The sequence below is a fragment of the Holdemania sp. 1001302B_160321_E10 genome (assembly GCF_015552275.1).
Classification (GTDB): domain Bacteria; phylum Bacillota_I; class Bacilli_A; order Erysipelotrichales; family Erysipelotrichaceae; genus Holdemania.
The window spans coordinates 1-17,104 of sequence record NZ_JADNEM010000046.1; the positions used below are offsets into that span (position 1 = coordinate 1).

Annotated in this window: 19 protein-coding genes; 1 reads left to right on the plus strand and 18 read right to left on the minus strand. The window is 51.6% G+C overall.

Annotated features, from left to right (window positions below; all coding sequences use genetic code 11):
* Window positions 1-450: 450 nt before the first annotated feature.
* Window positions 451-2,613: a hypothetical protein gene (locus tag I2D94_RS16955; protein WP_195397754.1), complete on the minus strand. Its 2,163-nt coding sequence runs from the start codon at window positions 2,611-2,613 to the stop codon at window positions 451-453.
* Entirely contained in the window at window positions 2,610-4,688 is a 2,079-nt protein-coding gene (locus I2D94_RS16960) for an RND family transporter (protein WP_195397755.1), read from the minus strand. The genes I2D94_RS16955 and I2D94_RS16960 overlap by 4 nt, the downstream gene beginning before the upstream one ends.
* Before the next feature lie 174 nt (window positions 4,689-4,862).
* On the opposite strand from I2D94_RS16960, the gene I2D94_RS16965 reads away from it, so the two are divergent.
* The gene (locus I2D94_RS16965) at window positions 4,863-5,456 is read left to right on the plus strand and encodes a TetR/AcrR family transcriptional regulator (protein ID WP_072683012.1); all 594 of its coding nucleotides are present in this window, start codon (window positions 4,863-4,865) and stop codon (window positions 5,454-5,456) included.
* 149 nt (window positions 5,457-5,605) lie between these two features.
* Here the strand turns inward: I2D94_RS16965 and I2D94_RS16970 are convergent, their stop codons facing one another.
* From I2D94_RS16970 to I2D94_RS17045, 16 genes are all read right to left on the minus strand, one after another.
* Entirely contained in the window at window positions 5,606-6,496 is an 891-nt protein-coding gene (locus I2D94_RS16970) for an N-acetylmuramic acid 6-phosphate etherase (protein WP_195397756.1), read from the minus strand.
* Window positions 6,496-7,326, minus strand: coding sequence for a PTS system mannose/fructose/sorbose family transporter subunit IID (locus I2D94_RS16975; protein ID WP_072683010.1), 831 nt, complete (start codon window positions 7,324-7,326; stop codon window positions 6,496-6,498). Before I2D94_RS16975 ends, I2D94_RS16970 begins: the two co-directional genes overlap by 1 nt.
* A 12-nt stretch (window positions 7,327-7,338) precedes the next feature.
* A complete protein-coding gene (locus tag I2D94_RS16980) occupies window positions 7,339-8,094 on the minus strand; it encodes a PTS sugar transporter subunit IIC (RefSeq protein WP_195397757.1) in 756 nt (251 codons plus the stop codon).
* Between the two features lie 18 nt (window positions 8,095-8,112).
* Window positions 8,113-8,583 carry a PTS sugar transporter subunit IIB gene (locus I2D94_RS16985; RefSeq protein ID WP_072683008.1) on the minus strand — a complete coding sequence of 157 codons (471 nt, stop codon included), beginning with the start codon at window positions 8,581-8,583 and terminating at the stop codon, window positions 8,113-8,115.
* A 3-nt stretch (window positions 8,584-8,586) separates the two neighbouring features.
* The gene (locus I2D94_RS16990) at window positions 8,587-9,009 is read right to left on the minus strand and encodes a PTS sugar transporter subunit IIA (RefSeq protein ID WP_195397758.1); all 423 of its coding nucleotides are present in this window, start codon (window positions 9,007-9,009) and stop codon (window positions 8,587-8,589) included.
* A gap of 112 nt (window positions 9,010-9,121) precedes the next feature.
* Window positions 9,122-11,023 carry a BglG family transcription antiterminator gene (locus tag I2D94_RS16995; protein ID WP_072683006.1) on the minus strand — a complete coding sequence of 634 codons (1,902 nt, stop codon included), beginning with the start codon at window positions 11,021-11,023 and terminating at the stop codon, window positions 9,122-9,124.
* A gap of 409 nt (window positions 11,024-11,432) precedes the next feature.
* On the minus strand, window positions 11,433-11,981 hold the full coding sequence (gene nusG / locus I2D94_RS17000; protein ID WP_006057353.1) for a transcription termination/antitermination protein NusG: 549 nt from the start codon (window positions 11,979-11,981) through the stop codon (window positions 11,433-11,435).
* Window positions 11,982-11,984: 3 nt separating this feature from the next.
* Window positions 11,985-12,170, minus strand: a complete 186-nt coding sequence (secE, locus tag I2D94_RS17005; RefSeq protein WP_072683005.1) for a preprotein translocase subunit SecE — start codon at window positions 12,168-12,170, stop codon at window positions 11,985-11,987.
* A gap of 12 nt (window positions 12,171-12,182) precedes the next feature.
* Window positions 12,183-12,338, minus strand: coding sequence for a 50S ribosomal protein L33 (gene rpmG, locus I2D94_RS17010; protein ID WP_020225370.1), 156 nt, complete (start codon window positions 12,336-12,338; stop codon window positions 12,183-12,185).
* A 101-nt stretch (window positions 12,339-12,439) separates the two neighbouring features.
* Entirely contained in the window at window positions 12,440-13,078 is a 639-nt protein-coding gene (locus tag I2D94_RS17015) for a sigma-70 family RNA polymerase sigma factor (RefSeq protein WP_195397759.1), read from the minus strand.
* Between the two features lie 14 nt (window positions 13,079-13,092).
* Complete coding sequence (rlmB, locus tag I2D94_RS17020; protein WP_195397760.1) at window positions 13,093-13,821, minus strand: 23S rRNA (guanosine(2251)-2'-O)-methyltransferase RlmB; 729 nt, start codon at window positions 13,819-13,821, stop codon at window positions 13,093-13,095.
* 624 nt (window positions 13,822-14,445) lie between these two features.
* The gene (locus tag I2D94_RS17025) at window positions 14,446-14,598 is read right to left on the minus strand and encodes a hypothetical protein (RefSeq protein ID WP_154240549.1); all 153 of its coding nucleotides are present in this window, start codon (window positions 14,596-14,598) and stop codon (window positions 14,446-14,448) included.
* A gap of 120 nt (window positions 14,599-14,718) precedes the next feature.
* Complete coding sequence (locus I2D94_RS17030; protein WP_154240552.1) at window positions 14,719-15,033, minus strand: hypothetical protein; 315 nt, start codon at window positions 15,031-15,033, stop codon at window positions 14,719-14,721.
* 5 nt (window positions 15,034-15,038) lie between these two features.
* On the minus strand, window positions 15,039-15,224 hold the full coding sequence (locus I2D94_RS17035; protein WP_072685772.1) for a hypothetical protein: 186 nt from the start codon (window positions 15,222-15,224) through the stop codon (window positions 15,039-15,041).
* 14 nt (window positions 15,225-15,238) lie between these two features.
* Window positions 15,239-15,535 carry a DUF4406 domain-containing protein gene (locus I2D94_RS17040; RefSeq protein ID WP_195397761.1) on the minus strand — a complete coding sequence of 99 codons (297 nt, stop codon included), beginning with the start codon at window positions 15,533-15,535 and terminating at the stop codon, window positions 15,239-15,241.
* 4 nt (window positions 15,536-15,539) lie between these two features.
* On the minus strand, window positions 15,540-17,104 hold a 1,565-nt coding region (locus I2D94_RS17045; RefSeq protein WP_229056937.1), incomplete at its 5' end, for a phosphodiester glycosidase family protein.

Genomic DNA, 17,104 nt, shown 5'->3' on the forward strand with positions numbered 1-17,104 from the left:
GGACGGCTGTATTCCGATATTTTGATCTCCCTTTTCTTCGGTACGCCATCTCGTTGGTCTGTACCCCGCTTTGTCTTTATGAATCTGATTGGCTTCAACGATCATTTCTTTCATCTCCCATCACTTCTAATATTGCGGTTTTTTTGAAAAAGCCTTGTTTATTTTGATGAAATTTGACATAAATTGCTATAAATTAAAAATTTTTATGAAAAGTGTTTCATTCAGTTCAGGATTTTTCGAGACTCTGCCGGCGTTATCAATCCCCTTCCTTCGCTTCCCCTTTCTATAGAAGAAGAAGAACGACTTTTAAACAGGTTCCCTCAGATTTCATAGTAAACGAAGAACAATTTCTCCCTTAAGACCTCCCCCTTAATCCTCACAGAAAAGAAAAAAGGAAATTGAACATGGCTGTCCGATTTCCTTGTGTATTTCCTTAAGCTTTCATATCTGTTAATGGAATAAATTCTTTACCCGATCCCAGAAAGAAGTCTTCACTTCCGTCTTTGTTTCCACCACCGTTGTTTTTTCTTCCGGCAGTTTAATTTCATCCGTCTTCATGATGAACTTCACCGAAGTTTCCATCGTGTCCGCGGCGCCGGCGTAGCTGCGGTATTCCTTCGACTGATCCAGCGCCGCTTTCGCGGTATCGAGCACATCGTTCAGATCGTCCATCGCATCGGTGACTTTCCCGCTTAACTCGTCGATTCCTTCACGGCTGAATTCATCAACGCCGTCGTTCAATTCGCCGGTTTTCTCAGCCAGCTCCTGCGTTGCGTCTTTAAACTTGTTGATGGCGTCGGTAATGTCCCCGGACGCGCCGTTCAGCTTATCCAATCCGGCATTCATCGCCACGGTTCCTGCCGCCAGCTGATCTGTGCCTTCCTTCAAGTCCTTTAAGCCTTCCGGCAGCTGCTGCAAGCCGGCCAGCGCGTTTTTCAGTTCATCAACGCCGCCGATCTGTTCGATCATGCCGTTGATATTGTCGATCATCGCCGTCATTTCCGTCGTCAGCTGCTGCGCCTGGCTCATCAAGCCCGCCATTTCCTGAACCTTGGCGCTCATTGTATCCTGCACGGTTTGAGCGATCTGATCAACCGTTCCCACCGCCGCCTGCTTGCCATAACCACTCATCGTATCGACGCCGGCATCCACCGCCTGACCTAAGCCGGCCGCGATCCTTTCCTGCGCGCTGCCCAGCTGGGCATTCAGCTGTTCACCGACTTTTCCCGCAATCACCTGGGTTAAGCCCGGAATTTCCTCCTCGGCCACACCCTGTTCCGCCAGCGCGGAGCCGATTGCGGAGACTAACGCGTTCTGATCCATTTCCACGTTCACCGCCGGCAAGTTCTGCTTAACGCCCGCTCTGACCTGCTCGGTCACGGCAGCCCAGGTATTGTTAAATTCATCGCTCTGACCGGCTGCCCGAATTGCATCGCCGGTTGCCTGCGGCATCGTTGCCAGCGCCTGCATGCTGCCAGCCAGCTGTTCCATTAACGCCGAAGCGCCCTGCAGCTGTGTCAGGCTGCCGTTCAGCTGTTGAAGCAGTCCCATCAGCTGTTCGTCTGTCAGGTTGTATTTCTGCAGCATCGCCGTTAACTGCGTCTGGATCTGACCAACGCCGCTTGACAGCTTCTGCGCCCCTTCCTTCAGCTCCTTCGACGAAGTCGCGGCAGTATTTAACCCATCTGAGAATTCCTTGTATTTTGACTGGAATTCTCCCATCTTATCGTTCAGTTCGATATTCGCGTCATGCAGCTGCACCGTGCCGTCTAAAATCTTCGCCGTGGCGTCCTTCAGATCATCGACGCCGTCAGTCAGCTTATCGAGATCACTGCGGTCGATCTCCTTGTCTTCCAGATTGGAAGTCCCGGCCGCAGCCAGAATGATCGACGGCATTTCAAAGTTTTCCACATTCGCTGTGATCACGAACTCATCTTTCAGCTTATCCTTGATGTCATCCAGCGCGCTGACATTGGAATCCTTCAGCATCTGGCTCATCCCCGACACAGTGGCCAGGGCGACGATCTGGTTCTTCGATTCGTTCAAAATCAAGCCATCTTCCGCCTTCACGTCCTTAAATGTTTCCGTCGGCAGATCGGTGACAATCGCGCAGGGGAACAGCGTGGAAATATACTTCGTCTTCCCGTTGATCGTTTCCGTCGTTTCCAGATGATTGATCAGCTTGATCGTGATCATCAGGGAGCCGCTCTGGCCGACGATCTCATGCGGATCCACACGCTTGCCATTGAATTGGTAGCTGACCTCCATCGTTAACGGCAGCTCCGCCGTCGTCGTGCCCTGGTAATACAGGTCATGCTCGTCGGAATTCCACATTAGCGACGTGCCGTTTTGTTCGGGCAGATCATCACCTTTGATATTCTTGATATTTTCCAGGATACTCTGATCCGCCGTCTGGCGGAAGCCCTGTTCGTTATGCAGCCATTCGCTGACGGTCGCGGATTTCAGCTGTCCCTGCCAATCCAGGAAGGCATAGACGGTTTCTTCCTTTTTCGTGCCTTCATCCGGCTTGTTCTCTGCCCGGACCGGCGTGCACAGATTCAGCGCCAGCACCCCGGAAAGGGCCAGCGTCAGCCAACTTCCTTTTTTATTCATCGTGATTCCTCTCCTTTTTTATTCAGAAATTGAAATGATGTTTTTTCGATAACGCCGCCGAAGACCATCAACAAGGCCGGCAGCACGAGCAGAATGACCGCCATGCTGATCAGCGCGCCCCGCGCCAACATGCCGCACAACGAGCGGATCAAATCGATTTTGGAAACCAGCGACACGCCAACAGTGGCCGCGAAGAAGCTCAAACCGCTGGTCAGGATCGACGAACTGCACGCATAGACCGCCGTCTGTACGGCCGCTTTCCGATCCTTGCCCCGCCGGCGTTCCTCCTGGTAGCGCGTCATCGTCAGAATCGCGTAGTCGATCGTTGCGCCCAGCTGGATCGTCCCGATGACGATGCTGGCGATAAACGGTATCGTTTCCCCTTGAAAATAAGGAATGCCCATGTTGATCGTAATCGCCATTTCAATCGCCGCAACCAGCACAATCGGCACGCTCAGCGACTTAAATGAAATCGCGATGATCAGGAAAACCGCCAGAATGGAAACGATGTTGACCATCTGAATATCGTGATCGGCGATCAGCACCAGATCGCGGTTCAGCGCGCCCTCGCCGGTAACTAACGCCGTCGGATCGATCGCCTTGACACGGTTTTCCAGCTCGGTGATCTGCGCGTTTTGTTCATGCGTCGCCGAGGTGTAGCTGGAATTCGCCATGATCATCTTCCATCCGCCGGCATTAAAGACAGAACGAATCCCTTCCGGAAGCATCTCTTCCGGAATCCCGGCGCCTAAAAACCGATCTAATGTCGCAACGGAATTGATCCCATCCGTCGTTTCAATCGCCTCCAGCACCGCGTCCATCTGCGTGCTGCTGAGCTGATCGCTGACGAGGATGAAGTTGGTCGTCGGCATGTCGAATTCATCGCGCAGCTTCTGTGTGCCGGCGGTGGATGTCAGATCCTGCGGCAGCGAGTCCAGCAGGTTGTAGTACACGTCGGTTTTTTTCTGCGCCGCCGCAAACGGAATCAACAGCGCGACGGCAGCGATCAGAATGCCTTTATAGTGGGTTGTCGTAAAGTTGGCAACACCTTGCAGCTTGGGAATTAAAACCTTGTGCTTATGTTTGTGAATCGGTTTATCGAAGACCAGAATCAGCGCTGGCAGAATCACCACAGCGGAGAACACGCCCAGCACAACGCCCTTCGCCATGACGACGCCCATATCGGTGCCCAGCTTCAAATCCATGATGCACATCGCCAGGAAGCCAGCGATTGTGGTCAGCGAACTGGCGCTGATCGCAGTAAAGGTGTTGACGACGGCTTCAGTCATCGCTTCCTGACTTTTCAATCCCTTGTGCAGTTCCTCGTCATAGCGTTCCAACAAGAAGATCGAGAAGTCCATCGACACCGCCAGCTGCAGAATCGCCGCCAGAGCGGAGGTGATATAGGAGACCTCGCCTAAGAAAATATTGGTTCCGAAATTATACAGCACGGCGTACAGGATCCCCAATAAGAAGATGAACGGCGCCACGCTGTAACGTAAGCCCAGAAATAAAACGACTAAGGATAATCCGACCGCAACCGCCACATACAGCGGCAGTTCCTGTTCGATCAACATTTTCGTGTCGTTGATGACGGCCGCCAGACCGCCTAAGAACATCTGGGAATTCATCAGCGATTTAATCTCGTCGACGGCCTTCAGCGTCCGGTCGGATCCGTTGCCTTCTTCAAACGTGACCATCATCAGCTGGCAGTCGCCGTTATCCAGCATTTTCCGCAAGTCTTCCGGAATCATTTCCGAAGGCATGGTCTGTAAGAAATCCCCCAGCCCCATCGCGTCGCGGACGCCGTCGATCGCGCGGATTTTGTCCGCGATCCGATCGACCTGTTTCTTTTCCATGTTTTCAACGGTAACAATCGCCATACTGGCGGAATGGAATTCCTGATCCAGGATGTCCTGGCCCTCGATGGAATCCAGCTGATCCGGCAAATAGCTCAAAATATCATAATTGATGCGGGTGTTGATATAGCCGATCAACGACGGAACCAACAGCACCGTCGCCAGCGCCAGAATCAGAATTCGTTTTTTTACGATCTGTTCTGCAATTTTCCTCACTGCAGATCACTCTCCCTTTCAAATGACTATCAGTCATTACGTCAGACAGAATACCTCCGAAATGACTGATGGTCAATAGACGGATCGGCGAATTTGTCTATCAGATTGACTTTTAGTCATTTTGATTTGACTCTGATTTAAGGTATGTTACAATGAGGCTGAGGAAGTGAGAATATGGCCCGGCGTACATTAAAACAACAGAAAGAACAGAAACAGGGTGATTTACTAAGCTCGGCCTATCAGTGTTTTCTGACCAAGGGATTTGCCAAAACCACGATTGACGATATCGTGAATCGGGCCAAGGTCGCCAAGGGAACGTTTTATTTGTACTTTCATGATAAAGAGGATATCATGAAGCATCTCGTCATCCAGATCAGCTCGCAGATCGTCATCCGCGCATATACCAAAACGAAGGAGCGGGGCATTCAGGATTTCCTGCCGTCAGTCTTGTGCTTTATCGACATGATCATCGAGTATTTCAAAGCGAATAAAGCGGTGCTGAAACTGATCGAGCGGAATTTCTCATGGCCGTTGGTGATGGAGGTTCTCAGCGAAGGCAATCAGGCGGAAATCACGCAGATTCTGGAGGAATTGTTAAATTATCCGCAGCTGCGGCGGTTTGACCGGGACGAAGCGTTCCGGATGATCTACATGATCGTCGAGCTAGTCGGCTCGGTCTGCTACACCTCGATCATCGAGGAACAGCCGGCGCCGATTGATCACCTGAAACCGACGTTGTACCGGATGGTGGAAAAAATCTTGATTTGAAGCAATGATAACGCAAAAAAAGCGAAGCCGATCGAAATGTCAGCTTCGCTTTTTTATGGTTCAGATTTGCTTGTTTGTTTTGCCTGATTTGGTTGTTTTCCTTTTTTGTCGTTCCTGCCTTCCGGCTCAGATCGCTGCGCTTCGCTTTTCTATAAAATCTGATTGAGGTTGCCGCCCGCGGCGTTCAGCTGTGTCTGCGCTTCTTCCCGGCTGACGTGCTTCAGCTCCATGATCAGGGCCGGTTTAATCTGATATTCGCATTCTGTTAACAACTGCCGTGCTCTTTCCAGCGTACAGCTGGTCGCCTGAGTCAGAATATACGCCAGACGGGTGCGCATCTTGTCGCTGACCGGCGGCACGTTGATCATCAGATTCTCATACACGTTGCCCAGCTGCGCCATCGTCACCGTCGTGATCATGTTCAGAATCATCTTCTGGCAAGTTCCCGCTTTCAATCGCGTCGATCCCGTGATGACCTCCGGCCCCGGCACCGGCGCCATGACCCGATCGCAGACCTCGCTGACCAGCGAATGCTTATTATTGACCAGCCCCGCGCAGGGGATCCCCTGTTTTTGGCACCAGGAAAGTGCGCCGATGACATAGGGCGTCCGTCCGGACGAGCTGATTCCGATCACAAAATCCTTAGCCGTAACCTCCCGGGCCTGCAAATCCAGCGCGCCGTTTTCCGCGCTGTCCTCCGCGCTGCCGTCGGTCTTCATGATATCGGTGAAATTGCCTGCCACGATGGAAACAAATTCGCCGTGGGTGCCGAAGGTCGCGTTGGCCTCGTAGGCGTCCAGCATGCCCAGATAGCCGGAATGCGCCGCGCCGGTAAAGATGATCCGTCCCCCGCGCCGCAAAGCGGCGATGCACTGTTCGATCGTCTCGTTGACTTCGGGCAGCACCTCCCTGACCGCTTTTGTACAGGCTTGGTCTTCCCGGTTCATCAGCGCCGTGGATTCCGCGACGCTCATGTGCGGCAGATTCATTGAAGCGGGATTGCGCTCCTCGCTGGTCAAGGTCATTAAATTATCACGCATCAGAACAACCCGATAATCGCCCCGACGGCCGCGATGACGATCAGCAGCGCCATGACTTTCGTCGCCTTGACTTTCTTATTCTTCAATAAATACAGCGTGCCCAGCGTCAGCGCCAGCGGAAGCAGGCCGCGGAACAGCTTGTCGAGAATATCTGTCTGCACGCTCATGCCGGCGCCCTGAATGTTGATCAAAAGCGGTGTCGACACGCTGACAAACCCTGCCGTCAGCGCACCCATGACAATCGCGCCCAGAGCGCTGGCTCCGGTGATCACCTTTTTGATCAGATTGCTTTCCAGAATCCGCTGCAAGCCTTCCTTGCCCAGCTTGTAGCCGGTCATCCAGACATAATACGCGATGCTTAACATAATCCCCATCATCAAAACGGCATAGACCAGCGGCCCGGCCAGACTGCCGGAGGACGCCAGCGAGATTCCGATCGAAAGCAGGATCGGCGTCAAGGTTCCCTGCCACAGCGTATCCCCGATCCCGGCAAACGGTCCCATCAGGCCGGTTTTAATGCCGTTGATCGCTTCGTCGGAAATCGGCGCGCCGTTGGCCCGTTCTTCTTCCATCGCGATGACCATGCCGTTGATCACGCCGCCGAAGTGCGGTTCCGTATTATAGAACTCGATATGCCGCTGGACCGCCGCCTTGTATTCTTCCGGGTTGTCCTTGTACAGCTTTTCAATGATCGGCGCCATCGCGTGACAGAAGCCCGTCCCGGCCAGCCGTTCATAATTGTAATTGGCGTGGGAGAAAAAGGTCCAGCGCCAGAAGGACTTCACAACGTCCTTTTTGCTCAGTGTTTTCCGTTCTTTATTCTGTTCCATAATCATTTCCTCCTAACCGTTCTCTTTCTGCAGCTGGGTGTAGAACCAGGCGATGATGAAGCCCAGCACGGCGATGACGATCGTATCCAAACCGAGATACACGCTCAAGATGAAGCCAATCATGTAGAACGCCATGCTGTTGGGACGGCTGATCGAGCGCAGATTCATCGCTACGCCCAAAGCCGGCAGCACGCCGCCGATGACCTGCAGGACATGCAGCACGTCGTTGCTTAACATTGCAACCAGGCGCGCCATGTAATCCGCACCGAAATACGCGCCGAGCATGACCGGAATGACGCTGATCGCAAACGCCACGATCTGCGGCGGGACGACGTGCAGGAAGCAGACCTTTTTCAGATCGCCCTGTTCGGCCGCTTTATCCGCCATGTGGACAAACGCGACGTCAATCGTCATATGCAGCACCCAGACCACGGTGCCCAACAAGCCGAACGGAATCGCAATCGTGATCGCGGTCGCCGGATCGACATGACCGACAATCGCAAACGCCGTGCCCAGCACCCCGGCCAGACCCGGATCGGATGGAATCGTACCGCCGGCTGAAATAAACGCGATATACGGCAGCTGGATCGCCGCACCGATGATGACGCCTTCGGTCGGATGCCCTAAGATCAAACCGACGAGGGTGCCCGCGACCAGCGGCTTCTGAAACAAGCTGGCTGAACCGAGGACGGTTGTCCACGGCGTTCCGATGATGCCCAGATAATAAACAACGCCCATCAGAAAGGCTTGAAACAACGAAATACTCACATCAATCACCTCTTCTAATTAAATAAACCGTTTGAAATCGATCGCCGGATCTTCTGCCACCATCTGAATCTCGACCGGAATCCCCTGATCAATCAGCTGCTTCAGCTGGCTGATTTCCGCTTCGCTGGCAGAGATATTCTTGTAGATGGTTTTACGGCCCGGCTTGATCCCCATCCCGCCAAGATTGACCCGGGTCAAAGTCACGCCGTTTTGTGCCAGACGCACATAGGCTTCCGGGGTTTTCGCCAGAATGATCGCCTTGTCGTGATCCTGCAGCCCCTTGATCACCGCAGGGCTGTCCGCCACCGTCGTCACCTGCGTGACAATGTTGGCCGGAACCAACGTTTTAATGATCATCGTCAGAAACGAATCCTTCGCCGTAACATCGTCGATGACAATAATTTTGTTAGCCCCGGTATAATTCAGCCAGGACGTCATGACCTGTCCGTGAATCAGACGGTCGTCGATGCGTGCCAATACGATACTCATCTGTTATTCCTCCTCTGTCAAACTCTGAATCCGCGCACCGGCGTCGAAGATGCCGCTGCGGCCGTTTTCCACCGCCATGGCAATCAGCTGCTGCGCGGTTACGTCTTCACGATTGGACAATACCGCCTGCAGGATCATCGGCAGATTGACGCCGACCACCACCTGCAAAGGATATGTCCGCAAGAGCCGGATCGTCTGGTTGCACGGCGTGCCGCCGAACAAATCCAGCATCACCACTACCTCTTGATAACCACGCTGATGAAACTGTTCGATCTTGTCGGCAATCAATCGGCCGAAGTCCTCCGGATCCTGCCCTGCGCAAAGACCCACGCTTTCCACAAAGTCATGCTTGCCGGCGATCATTTCCACGGTTTCGAGGAAAGCCCCGGCTAAATTGTGATGCGTCGCTATGAGAATGCCTGTCACAATGTCCCTCCTTTCTTTTTATGAGGAAATGCAGATCATCGGTTGTATCTGCATTCTATCATTCTTAATTCCCTACGTCGTTTTATCCTTTACACGGTTGCTTCGTGCAATGTCAAAATTTATCAAGCAGCGCAGCCCGGAAAACGGCGATGAAGTTTTCATACGATCCTTCGCGCAGGATTTCCGTCACCCGCTGCGGTTCGCAAACTAACGACGATAGATACGGCCACAGCTGAAACGCCTTGGGGTTGTTCATCTCCGTGGAAACCAGCATGACGATCCGCACTTTCTGACCGGTATCCCAGACGATCGGTTTATCCAGCACCGCCACGGCAATGAACGTCTGCGCTGTGATCGGATACAGCGGATGAGGCATCGCAACCTGATTGCCGAAATAGGTCGAGCTGAGCTTCTCCCGTTCCCGCACCAGTTCCTCAAATTTCTTCGGCAGACGGCAGGAGCGGGACGCCATCGTGATCAGCCGCCCCACGATTTCCCGGCGTGTTTGCGCTTCCCCATGCCAGAACAGATCCAAAGAAAAGCGGGACAGGATGGAATCGACGCTGTCGTAGCCGTTGATCGCCAGATTCATCTTGGCAAAATCTTTCTCCGTCGGAAACAGGCTGATCCGCACGGCGGCTCCGCGGGTAACGGTGTCCTTGGTTTCCGTTGTAAACATCGCGTCGTAGCTAGCCGGATCAATCCGGCTCAGATCCAGCGGATTCACAAAATCAAGCTGAAGCAGCTGCCTGCGGAACCATTGATCGATCTTCTGCCGCAGCAGAATCGTTTCGCTCGGCTTGAGACTGCTGATGACCAGAATTTTCTTGCCTTCCGAATTCATCGTGATGTTTTCCAGTCCGTAATTGAAATACAGCGTGAAATACGCCGCTTCATCCTCGCTGATGCGCACGTGATAATGATCGTCGATCAACAGGCTGAAATAATTGGCAATGTCAAAGGCAAACGGGAAGGTCTGCTTGATTTCCGTCAACAGCACATTTTTCAGCTGACGGTTGTTCTGCATGCGCGAAAGCAGCGGCACAAAATGGAGCGCCAGCGCGATTTTCAGATCAATGCTGCGGGTGAAGTCAACGCCGTATTCGACGTGGATTTTCTCCAGCGAATCCATGATGAACACATTGATCTCTTCCGAAACGCCCGCAAAGTCGTCGTAATCCCGCTTGCCGCGCAGATTGATGGCCAGATAATTGATCTCCTCGCCTAACCGGCTGCCGGGCACCGTTGTGCAGCGGCGCAGGATATCGCGGGCGATCTTCGTTTCCTTTTCCGTCACGCTGCGCTTAGTCGATCCGACTTCAATGAAATAGCCTTTTTCAATCCGCTGCAGCGTCAGAAGCAGATGGATGATCAGACTTTCCAGCAGCACTTCGCTGATTTTATATTCATTTTCAAGGAAGATTTCCACAAGCAATTCTTTCAGCTCCGTGATTCGTTTCAGATTGGCTTTTGTTTCATGGGTCTCTTCCGTCAGCGAATAAATATCTTCGCGGGCCAGACAGGTTCGCTTGTCCTGTTCCAGTCCTTCAATCCGATATCCGCTGCCGGAGCGATAGGTCAGTTCCAGATTGTATTGGACAAGGATTTTCCGAACGGCTTTCAAGTCAAGATACAGCGTGGAGTCCGAGATGTTCAGCTGCTGCAGAAGCCAGCGCTTGCGCACATAGCCGGTGTGATCGAGCAGCTTCAGCAAAATGATTTTAATCCGCATCGGCTGTTCGTTCAGCGAAGCGCTTTGCGGCGGGTTCTGAATGTGTTTCAGTAAGAGTGCGGCCTGCTGCGGATCATGAATTAAAAGCTGGTAGCCCTTGGAAGGTACCGCGATCAATTCCATCACGGCTGACGAATTAATTTCCTGACGGATCGCCGCGATCTCGCTTTTCACAGTGCGCACGCTGACGCCGCTGATTTGGGCCAGCGCGGCGGCGGAATGAAACTGACCGCAGTTGTCCGCCAGCCAGCGCACGATTCCCTGCTGCCGCTGCGTTAACATAAGCGGACCGACGGCGCCGGGACCGCAAGCTGACCGGGGTCATTCCAGCAGCGGCTTTTTTGCGGCCATGGATTTAAGCCCCGGGGAGAAACGATGAAATAAAGTAGTGTCATAAGCGTTCTCCTTTCCGGCTTCATCTTAGCATAAGCGGGCTGCGGAATCGTTGATTCGTGCAATCTGGTTTTTGAGGTTTTGCACGAAATACCGTGCAGAAAAAAACGAGGGTGTTTCCTGCAAGCGTCAAACGTTTTCCTTGCGGTTTCCATTCAGGCGTTAACCCTCTTCGCAGGCATAATAAAAACCGGAAACAACGAATTTCCGGCTTCCGCGCCTCGCCGCGAAGAAATGCTTGAAAGGGGGACAGGCAATAAAAAAACAGCCCTGAATTCAGGACTGCTTCTTTCGATATTTACAGTTCAACTTTTTCCAGATCGTTATACGCGATCTCGGTCGGCGTTTCACGGCCGAACAGGATGCACAGAACCGTGGCGGTCTGAGTATCGTCGTTCATCGCGTCGATCGAGCCTTCGATTCCGCTGAACGGTCCGGTCAGAATCTTGACGCGGTCACCCGTCGTGAAATTGACGCTGACCTTGCGGTCGCTCATGCCGATCCGGCGCAGGATCGAATCAATTTCTTCCGGGGAGACCGGGAACGGCTTCGCGCCGCCGCCGCTGGATCCGATAAATCCGGTGACGCCCGGCGTATTTCGAACGATATACCAGGCTTCATCCGTCATAATCATTTCCACGAACAGATATCCTGGGAACAGGTTGTGCATTTTTTCTACTTTTTTTCCGTTTTTGTATTCAATCTCCGGTTCCTCGGCGACCAGGATGCGGAACAGATAATCGGAAATGCCCATCGTGTCCACACGACGCTGCAGGTTTTCCTTAACCCGGTTCTCATGGCCGGCGTAGGTATTGACGACATACCATTCTTTCTTGGACTCTGTCATGACTTACGCTCCGATCCCGATTAATTTGAGGAAGAAGGAAACGAAAAACTCACAGGCGACGAAGAAGACGCCGAAAAACGCGCAGAAAATCAAAACTTCCACTGAATTTCCGCCCAGTTCTTCTTTCTTCGGCCAGCGAATTCGCTTGACTTCTTTGGAGATACCGCTGAAACTAAACCATTTTAACATATCTGTATCCTCCTACTTCGTTTCTTTATGAAGTGTATGTTTGCCGCATTTTTTACAATATTTCATCAGTTCAAGACGTTGATTATGCGTCTTGGGATTCCGGTGTGTAACATAGTTGCGTGAAAGGCACTCTGTGCATGTCAGAATCACTTTTGTTTCTTTCGCCATCGAGGTCCCTCCTTACCGTGCTTATCCACTTTACCATAAAGAAAAGGGTTCGTCAAATAACCCTTAACTTAAGCGGATTATAGCACCATCCCGTGCTCTTTTCAAGCCTCTTCGGAAAATTTCCTGAGGATGTGCTCGAGTTTCCTGCGAATTCGCCCCAGTTGATTGCCATAGCTTTTCCGGGAGATGTTTAAAATCGCCGCAGCTTCCTGATAGGATGTGTTGTCCAGCGACAGACACAGAATCTGCCATTCCTTCGGCGTGAAGTAGCGCCGCAGCTGTTTTACCTGCTTCGCCGCTTCGTTTAAGGTGAAGCGATAGACAGGGTCAAAGAACCGGTCGTTGGAGGCCAGCGTGTCCGCCTTATACATTCCCCGGTCCTCGCCGACCATCGTATCCAGCGAATCGCAGGCATAAAACGCGGCGTCGCTGGAACATTGAGAATGCCGGTAAATCGTCAGCAGGCGCTTCCGCAGACAATTCTGCAAATAGGTTTTAAAGGAGCAGGGATAATCTTCCCGGTAATTCTCCGCGGCGCCGATCAGCATCATCCGGCTTTCCTGCTCAAGATCTTCCTTGTATGCCTCGCTGGAAACCGAGCAGCTGTCCAGCTGAGAGAGCTTGAAAATCATCCCGCAGATCATCGGCTTGTATTTGTTCAGCAGATTCTCCACCGCCCAGTCGTCCTGTTGGCGGATCATATAAAGCAGTTCGTTGTCTGTGGACATTTCCTCACACATCGTCTATCCTCCTGTTATTTCAGAGGGAAACGTTTCGCATGGATCTGATAAAGCAAGACAGCGCAGGCGACCGAAGCGTTCAGTGAGGAAATCGTGCCTTCCATCGGCAGCGTCAGCATCACGTCGCATTCTTCTTTGACCAGCCGGGAAATACCTTTGCCCTCCGAGCCGATCACCAGCGCCACGGGCGTATCAAAAGCCGGCTGGCGGTAATCCTGGGCATTGCGCATATCCGTACCGTAAACCCAATAGCCCTTTTCTTTCAGTTGCCTGAGCGTCTGGGTCAGATTGGCGACCATCGCCACCGGTACCGTTTCGATTGCGCCGGTGGATACTTTGGCGACCGTCGAGTTCAGCGATACCGAGCGGTTCTTGCGCAGGATCACGCCGTCAGCGCCGACCGCGTCGCAGGTCCGCAGCACCGCTCCCAGATTGTGCGGATCTTCCAGCTCGTCCAGAACGACGATCGTGCCCAGCTTGCCGCTTGGAATGCGGTTCAGCATTTCGTCCACGCTGACTGTTTTGTAATCCTCGCAATACAGCGCGATCCCCTGATGGTGCGTATCCATGCAGCACTTATCCAATTCCCGGCGGCTGACCCGCTGAACAGGGATTCTGCGGCTTTTCAATAACGCTTCCGCTTCCGGAAACTTCGTCCCTTCAGCGACGAGCGCTTTTTCAATTTTTTTCTTGCTTTTCAGGATCTGCATTGCTGCGTTTTTCCCATAAATCCATTGTGCCATGATTTTTTTACCTAACCTTTCATAATAAAAGCCTTATATAAAGGCTTTTGCTTAACTATTTATAATACACAAAGCTGCCAAAATCAACATAATTAGCGACAATCTAGTGACAAATATTAACAGTTTATATAATAAGGATAGAACTTTATACTTTATTTATATGAAGGACAAATGGAAGATTGAGCAACACCGGCAGCGGAAACTTGCAGCCGCCAGATTAAAAAAAGAACGGCTTAAACGCGATTACACAGAACGTAAGTCAGATCACGATTACTGGCATTATAAGCATCGCCACCCGGGGATAGTGATCCACGATTTGACTGGATTTGTTTTTGGTGATCTAACCGTAGTCAAAAGGATAAAGTCATACGTATCCCCTGAGGGCAAAAAGCTGAGCCGGTATCTATGCCGATGCAGCTGTGGGGATATGATCAAGGTGTATGGATTTGAGCTTACCGGCAAAAGAGTAACGTCTTGCGGTTGTGACATACAGCCAAAGCAAAAGTTTAAGTGCAACGAGGATCGTAAGATGCTTGATGAAGTTGAGTGGCTCTATCGCGTATTAAGCAAGACAAAATAAAAACCCCCACTTTCCATGAAGGAAGGCGGGGTGGGTATTCGGTCTTACTTTAGCTTGGCACTCTGTTTGATTACTGCTTTTTTTGTTCCGGTAATAACTTCTTTCCTCCATTTGATTGGTGTAATATCTTTTAAAGATACTTTGGTTGCTGTCACAGGTCGCTCCCTTGTGAAAAAGGAGCTTGGTATACGTAACATACCAAATCCTCCCTTGCATTTTAATCCATGCAGCTCTTGAGCAGTACGGCTTATTGTCATTATACACTAAGTTTGACATAAAAAATCCCCACCCTCCGGCATTGGAAGGTGGGGTATTTGCTATTTAAGTGGTAGCTGTTTGACTTTTTCCAGCGCTGTTTTAACGGTGCCGTTGCCACCCAGCGCCTTATAAGGCTTGTTGAGCTCCTCCAGCTCATCAAGATCATCTGTGGTTACATGGCCACGCTGGATAATATAGGTACACTTTTGTATGAGCCGATCATGGAGCACTGCCTGAACACCAAACTTCATATTTTGATTATCGGCCAATACTTTTTTAAAGTTTTTTTGGATCGTTTTGTATAGCATCGCAAGGATGCCGACAATACAAGTCCAGCCAAACTCCATGATGTGCGTAGAGATAAACTCAAGCATTGCGATTACTCCTTATCAGGCTTGTCCTGCTTAGCAAAATAAAAGGTTACGATCATCGTAACCAGCGGAACAAACTGCTCTGCAGATACCATCTTGGCAAAAAATCCGGCAACCATTGCGGCCACCATGATAATGGAGATGATCGATTTCAGATCGACCAGCTTGGAGATTCTTTTCTTGATGTCTTCCATGATTTATTCCTCCTCTAGTCCTTCAGGACTGTAATCCCATAATTTACTGCGCTGTCATGCTCGATCCGGCAACCCCGGGCATCCTGCCAGCCTGGCGCAAAATAGGCGCAGTCTGCATCCGCCAGCATCCATAATGACTTAGCTAGGTATTGCAATGGTTTTGAGCACTCCCCAAAATCATCAAAGTAGGTGTCCAAGACTTCGTGATCTCCGATCATGTTCCGGATTTCTTCAGTGATTCGATTTCGTTCCGTCAGAATTTCTTCAGATGTTTTACCCCGCATCGGCTGGCTGATAAATACTTTTTTCATTCACTTAGTCCTCCTTCTCGTCTATTTGCGAGTAATCGCCGTCAACTTGGCTATACCCGATGATCTTATCCTTACCTAGTGGCATGTAGGACACAAACGCCCACTGGTATCCGTCCTTTTGCCTACCTGGCAGCATGTCCAGGATGTCGATCTGCTCGCCCTGCGGTACCGTGTAAAGGATCTTGTCGCCCATCACAGCATTGCGGATCCGCAGCGATCCCTTGTCTGTGATCAGCACCATGCCGTCACCAGCTGCATCCGGCTGATGATCAGGCTTTGTGTCTGGCTCTGGATCCGGCGCCGGCGTAGCTTTTTTACGACGATAAATGATAATGTCATTTTTGACCGCTCTAGTGGTATTGGTCTTAATTGACCCACAGTAAGACAGGTACCGGCTACCTCCACCGTCCAGGCAGACCGCTGCGGTTAACCCTAGGTGATCCGCCAGTGCTGGAAGCTGGCTGCCGGTTAATCCAGACTTGCCGCTTACGCCTGGCACAGATACCATCACATACTGACCATTTGCAGCCTGCCCGATGATCGTGCGCCCGGACTTATTGCTGTAAATGTAGTCACGCTGCGAATTAAACTCTGATCCCGCTGTCCATCGTTGTCCATTAAGCTTAACACCAAAGGCTGCGGTCACAGCTCCTCGGAGCTGACCAGCTGCAGCTAAAACCTTGATCTCTGCCTGAGTACCGATAACCATCTCGCCAGAGTGGTAAAAACCTATGGCTGCGCAGCTATCAAACCGGGTATCCCAAAGCTGTGTAACATTGCCCATCAGCACCTCGATACCACTTGCCATCCAATTGCCATTACTAGGCTCTTTGTAAAAGATGCCGCCGTTGGTATGACCGCAGGACTGCCAGCCGGCTGCCTCCAGCTCTGGATCATCAATAGATTGAGATCGCTGTACTGCGTTAGAGCCAAACGGCTTGCCTACGACTGTACCCTTATACTCATAGTCAGGATCCAGCCCCATACGTGCGATCTGGATTGTTAGGCCGTTGTAGACCTCTGTTTTGTAACTGTCTTTAATACCCATACCATCATCCTCCTTCTGATACATTAAAAAAGGACACCTGAGCCAGTGTGTCCATGTCCCGCGGTACATTGCCGCGGTTTTATTCCTAAATTGTGACTTGACGACGCAGCCACCAACGGATCCCCAGCGTTTTGCCGTGGCCTCGATGACCTGCCCATCACCAATGTAGATCCCGATGTGCCCAGGCTGCCAGACCAGCAGCCCCGGGATGTCCGGGATCGTGCTGATTGGACCCTTATCGGTTGCCCGGGAGTACATCTGATCAGCGTTGATGTCCGGTGCCGTCTTGCCATAATAACCGGTATTGCCCGGACCGTAATCATGCCATAAAAAGCACTTGATCAATCCCACACAGTCAAACACTCGGCGGCCCGATGAGTCATATCTACCGATCCCGCCGAGCTGGTAGATGGTTTTGCGGTTAAGCTGCTGCTCAGCCCACAAGCAGAGTTCAGCAGCTGAGGTGTAATCGTACATAAGCATCACTCCTTTCCGTATTAAACGATCACTGTCCCCTTTGT

Coding starts and splice junctions, on each gene's coding strand:
- I2D94_RS16955 (WP_195397754.1), bottom strand. CDS start 2,613: ATGAATAAAAAAGGAAGTTGGCTGACGCTGGCCCTTTCCGGGGTGCTG.
- I2D94_RS16965 (WP_072683012.1), top strand. CDS start 4,863: ATGGCCCGGCGTACATTAAAACAACAGAAAGAACAGAAACAGGGTGAT.
- I2D94_RS16970 (WP_195397756.1), bottom strand. CDS start 6,496: ATGCGTGATAATTTAATGACCTTGACCAGCGAGGAGCGCAATCCCGCT.
- I2D94_RS16975 (WP_072683010.1), bottom strand. CDS start 7,326: ATGGAACAGAATAAAGAACGGAAAACACTGAGCAAAAAGGACGTTGTG.
- I2D94_RS16985 (WP_072683008.1), bottom strand. CDS start 8,583: ATGAGTATCGTATTGGCACGCATCGACGACCGTCTGATTCACGGACAG.
- I2D94_RS16995 (WP_072683006.1), bottom strand. CDS start 11,023: ATGTTAACGCAGCGGCAGCAGGGAATCGTGCGCTGGCTGGCGGACAAC.
- nusG (WP_006057353.1), bottom strand. CDS start 11,981: ATGACAGAGTCCAAGAAAGAATGGTATGTCGTCAATACCTACGCCGGC.
- secE (WP_072683005.1), bottom strand. CDS start 12,170: ATGTTAAAATGGTTTAGTTTCAGCGGTATCTCCAAAGAAGTCAAGCGA.
- rpmG (WP_020225370.1), bottom strand. CDS start 12,338: ATGGCGAAAGAAACAAAAGTGATTCTGACATGCACAGAGTGCCTTTCA.
- I2D94_RS17015 (WP_195397759.1), bottom strand. CDS start 13,078: ATGTGTGAGGAAATGTCCACAGACAACGAACTGCTTTATATGATCCGC.
- rlmB (WP_195397760.1), bottom strand. CDS start 13,821: ATGGCACAATGGATTTATGGGAAAAACGCAGCAATGCAGATCCTGAAA.
- I2D94_RS17025 (WP_154240549.1), bottom strand. CDS start 14,598: ATGTTACGTATACCAAGCTCCTTTTTCACAAGGGAGCGACCTGTGACA.
- I2D94_RS17030 (WP_154240552.1), bottom strand. CDS start 15,033: ATGCTTGAGTTTATCTCTACGCACATCATGGAGTTTGGCTGGACTTGT.
- I2D94_RS17035 (WP_072685772.1), bottom strand. CDS start 15,224: ATGGAAGACATCAAGAAAAGAATCTCCAAGCTGGTCGATCTGAAATCG.
- I2D94_RS17040 (WP_195397761.1), bottom strand. CDS start 15,535: ATGAAAAAAGTATTTATCAGCCAGCCGATGCGGGGTAAAACATCTGAA.